The organism is Deltaproteobacteria bacterium, from assembly GCA_016930875.1.
In the GTDB taxonomy this organism is placed as follows: domain Bacteria; phylum Desulfobacterota; class Desulfobacteria; order Desulfobacterales.
In genome coordinates this window covers 1-11187 of the sequence record JAFGFW010000023.1, presented here as the reverse complement: position 1 = coordinate 11187, position 11187 = coordinate 1, and the positions used below count along the sequence as shown (strand labels likewise).

Sequence of the window (11187 nt, the reverse complement as noted above, 5' to 3'; positions counted from 1 at the left end):
AGTCATTACCACCGGCTTAGCCGGTGGCTTGATTAGCCCTAAAAGGGCACTGTTACATGCATCCCTTAAGGGATTAACGGCTTCACTTTCTTATTGAGTTTGGGGCTGTTCCCTTACCGTGATTATTTATTCATCTGTTTTTTCGCAATCGATACTGGCCCCCTTAAAAGGGTCACTTAAATCCGTATCGTATCTGTCTTCTATAGTCTCATTTAGGTCTTGGTTTTTTATGTAATTGCGAATCTTGGCCTCATCCAGGCCGACTGTACTGACATAATAGCCCCGGGCCCAGAAACTGTGCCCCCTGAAGTTGCGCTTCAAACGGCTGTACTTTTCGAACACAATCATGGCACTTTTGCCTTTCAAATACCCCACTATCGTCGATACTGAATACTTGGGCGGAATGGCTACGCACACATGGATGTGGTCGATACATAACGTTCCTTCGATCACTTCTACGCCTTTGAATTTGCACAACCTTCTCAAGATCGTGCCCAGTTCCTTGCGCAGTTTACCATACACGATCTTGCGTCGTCTTTTAGGAACCCAAACAATGTGGTATTTGCACTCCCATACCGTATGTGATAATGTTCTTTTCAATGCTTGCTCCTTTCGTATTTTCGGAATCGGAAACAACCCCATCCGAATCTACGACAAGGAGCTTTTTTTGTTAAATACTACAGCCATAGCTTTTGGTATTCTCCCCGGCGTAGCCGGGGGTTTAGCGCCAGAATTAGTTGAAATAATCGGATACCACAGTCGTTCGCTTACAAGAAAAAAGGATTTTTTGGCAGAATTTCATCGTCACAAGCCGGACCTGCTGCTTTTGGGCTCTACCAACCATGCAGGGCAAATAAGGGCTCTTGCCGATGTCATAGAACGTGAAAAGAGCGGGACAGCCATCCTTGTTATCCTGGACGGAGAAGGCTTGACGGATAGGGGCAAAATCCCGGGACGTGCCAACCTTTCTTACTTGCCCGGCGGTTTTGATACTGATGAGTTGAAACGCACAATCGAGCAACTTGTGCATGAATCCCAGGACCCCTGTTACAAAGAACTGGATCGCACCATTGTCGGGCAAACGCCGGTTATGGTCCAAATAAAGCGGCATGTTCTCCGTCTGGCACGATCCGATGTGACGATCCTCATCACCGGTGAGAGCGGCACAGGCAAAGAGCTTGTGGCCCGTGCAATTCATAAGTTTTCCCATCGGGCTGGCAAACCCTTCATCAAAGTCAACAGCGCCGCACTGCCAGCCAATCTCCTTGAGAGCGAACTCTTCGGTTTTGAGAAGGGGGCTTTCACCGGAGCTTTCAACAAAAAACTGGGGAAATTCGAGCTTGCTGACTCGGGGACCATACTTTTAGATGAAATCTGCGAAATCCCTTTTCCCATGCAGGCCAAACTCCTACAGGTGCTTCAAGACAGCGAGCTTTCTTCACTGGGCAGCACAACCAATACGAAAATCGATTCCCGTGTCTTGGCCGCTACTAATTGCGATCTGGGTGAGAAGGTTTCCCGGGGCAGGTTCAGGTCGGACCTGTATTACCGCCTTAACGTTGCCTCTATTCACATCCCACCTCTCAAGGAACGCAAGGAAGACATTGATCTGTTGTGCAAGCATTTTCTGGAGGAATATACAGCCCGCTACGGCAGAGAGTATAGTCCCTTTAGTGATCGAATACGCGAACGGCTCCACGAGTACTCCTGGCCGGGAAATGTTCGCGAATTGGAAAACTGCATTCAGAGCTTCACGGCACTTGGGAATAAAGAGGCATTGTATGAAAAACTGGCACATTATGGCCCCACGGCTCTTTTGAACGATTCAGACGAACCCTTAAGCAGTGGCGAAGGCGGGACCGATGCATTTAGGACCTTTCCCACGCCATCCTTGAAAAAGGTATGCAAAGAAGCGGCTCGAAAGGCTGAAACAGAAGCCATTATGGATGTGCTCTTTCACACTTACTGGAATCGCAAGAAAGCAGCCGTTTTGCTGAAAACCAGCTACAAGAGTTTGCTGAACAAGATCAAGGAGTATGGCATTGAAAAGCAGTATCACGAGTCGGCAAGAAAGGATGACAGATCCGATGATTATGATACGGCCCTATCTATGTAGAAGACGCAAAATTCTCATTGTGACCTGTACGCTGTGCTTTTTTTTTGCTGGCGTGTTTGTCCATACACGGCCTGATTCTGCCATGGCCGGGGAGCCAACTACTACACCAGTCGGAACCAGTAAACATGGTGATGACTATCTTGTTGGCGCTGGAGATATGCTTGAGATACTGGTATGGAGAGAGCCGGATCTTTCACGGACCATCCGGGTCCGCCCGGACGGAAAGATCTCCTTGCCCCTGGTGGACGATATTGAGGCGGCCAACAGCACTCTGCCACAGTTAAAAGACCGAATCACAAAAGCCCTGGCAGCCTATGTGGAAAATCCGTCGGTCTACGTGATGCTCCAGGAAAACCGTAGCAAGAAGATCTACATTGTCGGCATGGTTGGCGCACCAGGTGAATACGTGCTGGAAAGGCCGATTACAGTACTTCAGGCGATTGCAACGGCCGGTGGTTTCACCGAGTGGGCGAAAAAAGACGATATTCTTATTGTGAGAAAAGGTCCAAAAGGTCAGTTCCGCATCGAATTTGATTACGAACGGGTGGTTTCCGGAAAAGATATCAAACAGAATATTCTGCTGAACCCCGACGACGTGATTATTGTACCCTGAAAATGTTCAAGTTGTTCAAAACGTTTCAGGCATCTATAAGCTTGTTCCTCCGGTTGTAGCGGAATCGGATGACACAAAAAGGGTTCGTTCAACGAAACTTTTTCCACATTTGTTCTCCGTTGAAATGGCTTTGTGGTCTCGATATTGATTGCTAAAGGGTTCGTTTGTGCTGGATTGCATCAGATGGACATGCATCCTCCTGGCATAAATTGGCCCATCGCTCTTGAAAGGAAAAATGTGATGGTATTTTGCTTGAAGAAGATGTTCATTGGGGGTGATCAGTTCAAGGAAACTCATTGCATCTTTAGGCTGTTAGTTGGCGACGGCGAGGTCTCGAACGAGCGAAGCGATAGAACGATTCGAACGGGTAATTCGAGCATCGGCCGGGATTGTTGTTCACTGATTTTGGTTGCAGTCTTGGCGACTTTGTCATTCGTATGGATTCGCCCTTGCCAAGCAGATATGAGAAAAATGCTCACGCCAAGAATTTCCATTCAACAGGAATATGATGACAATATCGATCTGGAACCGGAAAATGAGGATTCAGATTGGATCACTCTGGTTTCGCCGGGGATTTCCCTTGACCTGGAATCGCCTGAAACCAGGCTCAATTTCGACTATGAGGCAGGTTTTTCTTTTTATCGCGATGATTCCTCCAATGATACCACCCGACATCAGGGTCGAGTGTCTTGGGACCAGGAACTGGGCCGACATCTGAGTTTTCACCTGTCTGACGCATTTGTCCGTTCAGAAGACCCCATTGTGGAGTCCGAAGGCGTGATCGAAGACATCCGAAGGGAACGCGGGGTCGAATACCGAAACACAGGCGAGGCGAGCCTTTCCTACGATTTTGGCGCAGAGGATCAAGTCACGGCAGGTTACCGCAATCGATACACGGATGACAGATCTTCTGCAAATGCAGATAGCCTGGGCCACGAAGGTTTCGTTAATCTGGATATGTGGTTTGGCCCTCGGTACGGGATTGGGGTCACATCTCACTATAACCGGGGGAAGTTTGAACAAGGAAATGATTTTGACCAATACGGCGCTGGGCTTACCGTAAACTACAGATGGCAGCCCTCACGCCGCGTCTATGTAAGGTACGATTTTCTTGACCACGATTATGAGGATCCGGCTTCGGCCTCAGAAAGAAACGACTACCAGGTCCATGAAGGAAATCTGGGCGTCAGTTTGGGCTTAGGGCCCCACACTGAGTTCAACCTGGAAGGCGGTTATTTCTTTCAGGATTACGATGCTGGTGATCATACTGATGGGGTGAGTTTTTCGGGGAGTCTGATCACCCGTGCCAGAAGAACAACCCTGCGACTTGAAGGCAGCGGCGGGTACGGCGAAGACTACTACTCCTCGGAAGATTTGGGATCAACGCAATTTCGTCAGGTTTCAGGATCTGCCGACTATCTTTTGACCGAGGACCTTCGGATTTTTGGTTCGGCAAGCTACCGGTGGGAAGAGTTTTTCGGCGAAGACGCCCTGCGTGATCGAACGGACAAGGTGTGGCGCACAACCGCCGGTCTTTCCTTTTCATTCTGGCGCCGGCTCTCCCTTTCTCTGCAAGGAACGCACTCGGAACGTGATTCAGACGATCCAAGTGAGGAGTTTGAAGACAACCGGGTCATGCTGCGCCTGACAGCGGCTTATCCGTTCCGATTATAGAGTCGCTTCGCGACTCTATGTAACGCGGCTATGCCGCTTGAAAAAACAAAATTTTTGCAATCTTATTGTTGAGTCCGTTAGGGATTTCATATGGCACAGTATAAAGTTTGCCAGGGCCTTTTCCGATAACGAAATATGATAATATTGGTTTTGCGACAATTTCCCTGACAATCTCAAATTCTAAGCGGCGAAGCCGCGTTTCATAAAATTGCGGAGCAGTTTTATTTATGATCCCAAAAGACGGCATGAACATGCAGTACATTACCGGCGCCTTGCTCAGACGATTCTGGTATATTGTCCTGCCTTTTTTTGTGATTTCCCTGGCTACCATCTTGCACTGCATTGTGACCCCCAGAAAGTTCCAGGCACAAACCGTTATCCTGATTGAACCCCAGAAAGTTCCAGGGGATTACGTAAGATCTACTGTAACCGTAGATTTGGCCAACCGTCTCAGAACCATAACACAGCAAATCAAGAGCAGGACGAAACTTGAGAAGGTTATTGAAAGGTACAATCTTTATGCCGACATTCTTGCTGATGCAACCATGACTGATGCTGTAGAGGCTTTTCGCGACGATATCCAGATAGACCTGAGAGGTGGACACAACGCCTTTGAAATCACTTACCAAGGGAAAGATCGTTTCAAAGTCAGAGATGTCACCGAAACTATTACCAATCTTTTCATTGAAGACAACCTGAGGCTCCGTGAGAGCCAAGCGATGGGTACCACGAGGTTTCTAGACCGTGAACTAGAGAAAGCAGAAGATCTCCTCCGGCAGAAGGAAACGGGCCTGCGGGAGTTCAAAGAGAAGTACAGGGGGGTTCTCCCTGAAGACATGGACCAGAACTACCGAATGATATCCCTTTACCAACGTCAACTGGACTCTATCAATGCCACGAGTGAACAGACCAAGGACCGCAAGGTCCTCCTTGAGACTCAATTGAAGAACATCGAGAGGATGGAAACACAATTCGGGGATTTTGAGATTGGAGGAGGTGGCCTGCTGGAAACTGGAGACCTGAACAGTGGCCTGACCGAGGACTGGTCCTCGCCAGCTATTGAGGAACTCCGCAATCAACTGAGGAATTTGAGATCCCGTTACAGTGACAGGCATCCTGACGTGATAAAGCTGCAGACCGCTATCTCCAAGTTGGAAAAGGAGCACGATTCTAGCACTCCAGACGCTGATTCAGAGCAGCCTGGAGGCGACATTGAGTCAACCGGAATTGCCGTCTCAGAGGGCGCCTCGCTTTTCGACGCTCAAAAGGAAGACCTCGCCGCCCAACTCGAGTTAATCCAAAGGGAAATCCACGAGGTCGTGCAAGAAAAGAAAAAAATCAAGAAGGAAATGGAAACGTATCTGCATCGCATTGAACTTGGGCCCAAAATAGAACAGATGTTGACTGATTTGAGCCGTGGCTACGACGAGCTCCAGCGAAACCACCAGTCTCTGCTCGAGAAGAAATTCAGGGCAGGCTTGGCAGAGAATCTGGAAAGGGCCCAGAAGGGTGAACAATTCACGGTTCTTGATCCTGCCAAGTTGCCTGACAAACCTTTCACGCCCAACACGAGGAAAGTCTTGCTGTTGGGATTCTTCGTATCCCTAGCCGTTGGCCTGGGCCTGGCTTTTTTGAGAGAGTATTTAGACCCCAGCTTCTTCAGCGCAAAAGAGCTGGAGAGCCATGTCCAAATGCCGATACTCGTATCTATCCCAGTGATTACGACAGATCAAGATCGTCGTAGATTTTTTGTCAAGAAAGCAGTGTCTGCAGCGGCTGTCGTCTCAATGGCCTCAATCTTGCTATATGGCCTATATTTTCTATGGAAAATGGACCCAATGCTTAGACCGTCTTTTTTCAGCCAGGAAACGATCAAAAGGACCGGATCCTAATATCATTTATGCCAAAGTCCAGAGCGCGTAGCCACGGGCTTGAACACATCAAGAGGAAGCGAAAAAATGGGTAAGTTCTTCGAAGCCTTAAAAAAAGCGGAGACTGCCAGGAAGTTTTCTTCACCCAGACCCACACCGCGGAAGGTAGTCAAAATACCAACTGAAAATGTGGAGGCGCTGAAGCTGGATACTAGACCACCAAGGACAACAACAGACGAGGCTGGTTTTGGAAATGCCGAAATAGACTCCCACATTGCCGCCCTTCTGGAACCTGCTTCGCCGGCGGCAGAATGCTTCAGGGTATTGCGCGCCAAATTGCTGGTCAACATGCCTGACAGGTCATTAAGGACGATTATGGTGTCCAGTCCCGAGCCTCTGGACGGCAAGACCTTGGTGGCTGCCAACCTGGCCGTGACCATCGCCCACGGAATCAATGAGCATGTCATGCTGGTGGACTGCGACTTGCGGCGACCTTCTGTGCATCAATGGTTTGGCATGAACACCCAGCCCGGAATACGTGAATATCTGGAGCAAGGTACCTCTCTGGCCCCTTATCTGTTAAAGACTCCGGAAAGAAAGCTCACGCTTTTGGCAGGTGGGAAACCGCCACCAAATCCTTCTGAGCTGCTTAGTTCCGAAAAAATGCGTCTTCTTGTTGAAGAACTCAAAGGCCGATACGAGAATCGATACATCATCCTCGATGCCCCACCGGCTCAGTTCACAGCCGAGACCTCTTTTTTGGCGTCCATGGTGGACGGAGTCCTTCTGGTGGTACGTTTTGGCAAAACTTCCGGGAACTTGCTCTCGAAAGCCATTGACAACATCGGTCGTGAAAGAATCATTGGGGTGGTTTTCAATGCCGACCTTGAAGGCTCAAGAAGTTACAGGTACTACTATAAGTATTACCAGAATAGACACTGATATTGGAGTAGTGCTTGATTTACCTGGATCTACAGGTTTTGACGGATGTTCTTTGCTGTCTTGTCGCTTTCACACGTCAACTGACAAGATAAACAATTCGTGAGATCCTTAAAGCCCTGTCTTATTCATATTTCGCCATGATTCTACGCATATTCAACAGAGATGTGCCGGTGCGCAACCTTCTCTTTGTGATCGGAGAAGGGATCCTGATCTATATGGCGGTGCTCGTGGCCGCCTTTCTTCGTTTGGGAAGTGTGCATGCCTCCTTTTTGTCCGGCGAAGTCATTAGCAAGGCGATCCTGATCATGGTAGTATGTCAGATTTCCCTTTATTATAACGAACTCTATAATCTCAAGGTCACTGATACTTACGTGGAGTTGGGCCTGCGGCTGACCAAGGCCATGGGTGTCGCATCCATCGTCCTTGCCATTATCTACTATTTTGTTCCTTCGCTCATGATGGGGCGGGGCATTTTTTTTATTAGTCTTGTATTTCTTGTACTACTTGTGGTGCCCTGGCGTTATGCATACAATTGGATCTTGAAAAAAAAGATGTTTGCGGAAAAGGTCATGATCCTGGGTCTTGGAGACCTTTCCCGGCAAATTATAGATGAAATCAAGGACCGTCCTGATTCCGGCTATCAAGTGGCAGGGGTTGTGCCCACGACTGACGTCTCTTCTGTGAGCTTCTCCCCCCGGGACGTTCCTGTTTTTAGTAACAACGGAACTGTGTATGGGTTGGCGGATAGTCTTCATATAACGAAAATCATTGTGGCGTTGGACGAAAAACGGGGAATACTCCCGACCAAGGAGCTATTGCGCTGTAAGATGGAGGGGATAAAGGTCCTGCAAGGTGAGACGCTTTATGAAGAATTGACGGGCAAGCTCTTTATAGAAAAACTCAACCCCAGTTGGCTCATCTTTTCAGATGGATTCAAGAAGTCCCGGGTGACTCGGTTCGCCAAGCGTGCCGCAGACTTTATCATAGCTGGCGTGAGTCTGTTGGTCACATTGCCGCTGGTCTCCCTCATTGCCCTGGCCATCAAGCTGGACTCAAAAGGGCCGGTCTTTTTCAGGCAGGACCGATGCAGCGAGGGCGGCCGGATCTTTAAGGTATTGAAGTTCCGGTCCATGATTGACAAGGCTGAGGCGGACAGTGGCCCGTGCTGGGCCACAGACGATGACGCGCGCGTTACCCGCGTGGGGAAAATCCTTCGGAAATACCGCATGGATGAAATCCCACAGATGTGGAACGTGCTTAAGGGCGAAATGAGCTTTGTGGGACCCCGTCCGGAGCGCCCTGAATTTGTGAAAAAACTGGCGGAACGGATTCCTTATTATTCGGAACGTCACACCGTCAAACCGGGCATTACAGGATGGGCTCAGGTCTCCTATCGCTATGGCGCCTCAGTTGAAGACGCCATGGAAAAACTAAAGTATGACCTTTTCTACGTCAAGAATATGTCATTTGCCATGGATCTGTTGATTTTGTTCAAAACGGCCAAGATTATGCTGCTCCAGAGCGGGGCAAGGTAATAGATCGTTCAAAACGTTAGCCGGTTCCCCACAAACGAACCGGCTAAATATAATACAAATTAATTCAGCAAGTTATAGCAGATTCCTCCGAGGAAACTGAGGGGGCGGAGCCTGTCAGAAAGTGGAAAGATATTATGGAATTATCTCAAACCAGAGTCCAGTTGAAGCTCTGCACACAATGCATCCTCCCCGAGATCTTTCCAGGCATCAAATTCCACGAGAAAGGCATCTGTAACCACTGTGTGCGGGAAGAATCGGCAATAGCCAAGGCCCCGGCCAAGAAGCAAGATTAGTGTCAGAGACTGGATAAACAAATAGAGCAAATCAAAGCCGAGGCGCTGGCCTACGATGCTATTATGGCTTACAGCGGCGGGAAAGATTCGAGCTACTACACCCTGAACAAAGGAGTTTAAAGCATTTTGACAGGATCAACACGATTGACGGGATATAGGAAAGCGACTGACCTTGACAGAATAAAGGCGTTGCTTACCCCAGTCTTTCTGGAAAAAGGTGTCAAGAAAGTCATGCTATTTGGATCATGCGCCCAGGATTCAGCGTCGAGAAGAAGTGATTTGGATTTGATGATCCTTATGGAAACCAAGAGGCGTTTCTTTGATAGATATGAACAATTCGAAAAAGTCTACGATATTATCAAAGATAGGGCTGTGGACCTTTTAATCTATACACCTGAAGAATTGGAAGCTATAGCCCACCGGCCTTTTATCAGACGCATACTGGACGAAGGACAGACTATTTATGAGCGTTGATAAAAATGTCCAAGAAGCCCTACGGTGGTTAAGAACGGCCGAGGATGATCTGGATTCAGCCACCATATTGAGAAGAAACGAGAAATTTCCCCATGCCTGCTTTCACGCCCAGCAGGCGGGGGAAAAGGCCCTTAAAGCGGTATGGTATTTTGCGGATGCGGATCCGTGGGGACATTCCATAAAAAAGCTGATAGAAGATCTAAGGTATGTCGATTTGATGCTATATGAACATGTTGAAAGTCTCCTTAGAAGTGGCATGTTGCTGGACCGCTTCTATATACCAACACGCTACCCGAACGGCTTACCCGATTTGACCCCAGATGCTGCCTATATTGACGAGGATGCTGAAACTTGCATTGAGCATGCAACTCGTATTGTAAACAAGGCGAGATCGGTACTAGCAATTTAGCTGATGTATCTGGAAGGTAGATTCCTTTTGTAAATCCTGTATATCCTGTAAATCCTGTCTAACCAAAAGGTTAATCACGTGTCCAAAATCGACAAAGTCAAAGCTGACCTAAAAGCCAACCCAAAAAAATGGCTGGTCACTGGCGTGGCCGGATTTATCGGCTCCGGCCTTCTGGAGAAATTGCTTAACCTGGACCAGACCGTGGTCGGGCTAGACAATTTCTTCACTGGAAACCAGAAAAACCTCGATGATGTAAAGAAAGAAGTAAGTCCTGAAAAGTGGCAACGTTTTGATTTTTTCGATGCAGACATCAGGAACTTGTCTGATTGCCTTAAGGCTTGTGAGGGTGTCGACTATGTCCTGCATCAGGCTGCCCTGGGAAGTGTTCCACGCTCCATTGATGATCCAATTACTACCAATCAATGTAACATTGATGGTTTTGTGAATATGCTTGTTGCAGCAAGGGACACAGGAGTAAAGAGGTTTGTTTACGCGGCTTCATCTTCAACCTATGGAGACCACCCGAAGCTGCCCAAGGTCGAAGATCAAATCGGACGTCCCCTTTCACCTTATGCAGTAACCAAGTACGTAAATGAACTGTACGCTGATGTTTTTGCCACAAGCTATGGCCTGGAAAGCATCGGCCTCAGATATTTCAATGTCTTTGGAAAACGTCAGGATCCCCAAGGCGCCTATGCTGCAGTCATTCCCAAGTGGATCAATGCCTTCTTGGCCGGGGAACAGCCTGTCATATATGGAGACGGAGAAACCAGCAGGGACTTTTGTCACATTGATAACACCGTGCAAAGCAACCTTCTCGCCGCCACATGCGAAAACGTAGAGGCCTTGAACAAGGTTTACAACGTGGCCTATGGAGAGCGGACAACGCTCAACCAGTTATTCCAATTGATAAAGGAGGGTCTTCTCCCTTTCAAGCCGGAAATCGCTGCCATAGAGCCTGAATATGCCCCCCCCAGAAAAGGAGATGTCCGCCATTCCCTGGCAGATATTACCAGAGCAAAGAGTCTCTTGGGATATGAGCCGGTATATGATGTGAAGGAAGGCATGAAGGAATCAGTCAAGTGGTACGTGGGCGCTGGAAAAGAAATAAAGATTTAGACAGGATTGACGGGATTCACGGGATACTTTTTTGCCCGCCGGAGGCCGGAAAAACAAAAAGAAATCCTGTATATCCTGTAAATCCTGTCTAACGAAAAACGCATAATGCGACGAGACCTTTGAAAAATGTCCAGTTTTGTT

General features: G+C 48.2%; 11 protein-coding genes. 10 read left to right on the top strand and 1 reads right to left on the bottom strand.

All coding sequences use genetic code 11. The annotated features are described in order from the left end of the window. Positions 1-126 precede the first annotated feature (126 nt). A complete protein-coding gene (gene tnpA / locus JW883_02425) occupies positions 127-642 on the bottom strand; it encodes an IS200/IS605 family transposase (protein MBN1841121.1) in 516 nt (171 codons plus the stop codon). A gap of 25 nt (positions 643-667) precedes the next feature. On the opposite strand from tnpA, the gene JW883_02420 reads away from it, so the two are divergent. From JW883_02420 to tviC, 10 genes are all read left to right on the top strand, one after another. Then, the gene (locus JW883_02420; GenBank protein ID MBN1841120.1) at positions 668-2116 is read left to right on the top strand and encodes a sigma-54-dependent Fis family transcriptional regulator; all 1449 of its coding nucleotides are present in this window, start codon (positions 668-670) and stop codon (positions 2114-2116) included. Continuing rightward, a complete protein-coding gene (locus JW883_02415; protein ID MBN1841119.1) occupies positions 2088-2729 on the top strand; it encodes a polysaccharide biosynthesis/export family protein in 642 nt (213 codons plus the stop codon). The genes JW883_02420 and JW883_02415 overlap by 29 nt, the downstream gene beginning before the upstream one ends. A 471-nt stretch (positions 2730-3200) precedes the next feature. Further along, a complete protein-coding gene (locus JW883_02410; protein MBN1841118.1) occupies positions 3201-4403 on the top strand; it encodes an outer membrane beta-barrel protein in 1203 nt (400 codons plus the stop codon). Positions 4404-4630: 227 nt separating this feature from the next. Continuing rightward, positions 4631-6295: a hypothetical protein gene (locus tag JW883_02405; GenBank protein MBN1841117.1), complete on the top strand. Its 1665-nt coding sequence runs from the start codon at positions 4631-4633 to the stop codon at positions 6293-6295. A 66-nt stretch (positions 6296-6361) separates the two neighbouring features. Beyond that, positions 6362-7216, top strand: coding sequence for a polysaccharide biosynthesis tyrosine autokinase (locus JW883_02400; protein ID MBN1841116.1), 855 nt, complete (start codon positions 6362-6364; stop codon positions 7214-7216). 137 nt (positions 7217-7353) lie between these two features. Beyond that, positions 7354-8751 (top strand): TIGR03013 family PEP-CTERM/XrtA system glycosyltransferase, encoded by a 1398-nt coding sequence (locus JW883_02395; protein MBN1841115.1) that lies wholly within the window; start codon positions 7354-7356, stop codon positions 8749-8751. Positions 8752-8885: 134 nt separating this feature from the next. Continuing rightward, the gene (locus tag JW883_02390) at positions 8886-9044 is read left to right on the top strand and encodes a hypothetical protein (protein MBN1841114.1); all 159 of its coding nucleotides are present in this window, start codon (positions 8886-8888) and stop codon (positions 9042-9044) included. 126 nt (positions 9045-9170) lie between these two features. Beyond that, positions 9171-9518 carry a nucleotidyltransferase domain-containing protein gene (locus tag JW883_02385; protein MBN1841113.1) on the top strand — a complete coding sequence of 116 codons (348 nt, stop codon included), beginning with the start codon at positions 9171-9173 and terminating at the stop codon, positions 9516-9518. Next, positions 9508-9927: a HEPN domain-containing protein gene (locus JW883_02380; protein ID MBN1841112.1), complete on the top strand. Its 420-nt coding sequence runs from the start codon at positions 9508-9510 to the stop codon at positions 9925-9927. Before JW883_02385 ends, JW883_02380 begins: the two co-directional genes overlap by 11 nt. A 78-nt stretch (positions 9928-10005) precedes the next feature. Next, positions 10006-11046, top strand: a complete 1041-nt coding sequence (tviC, locus tag JW883_02375; protein ID MBN1841111.1) for a Vi polysaccharide biosynthesis UDP-N-acetylglucosaminuronic acid C-4 epimerase TviC — start codon at positions 10006-10008, stop codon at positions 11044-11046. Positions 11047-11187 lie beyond the last annotated feature (141 nt).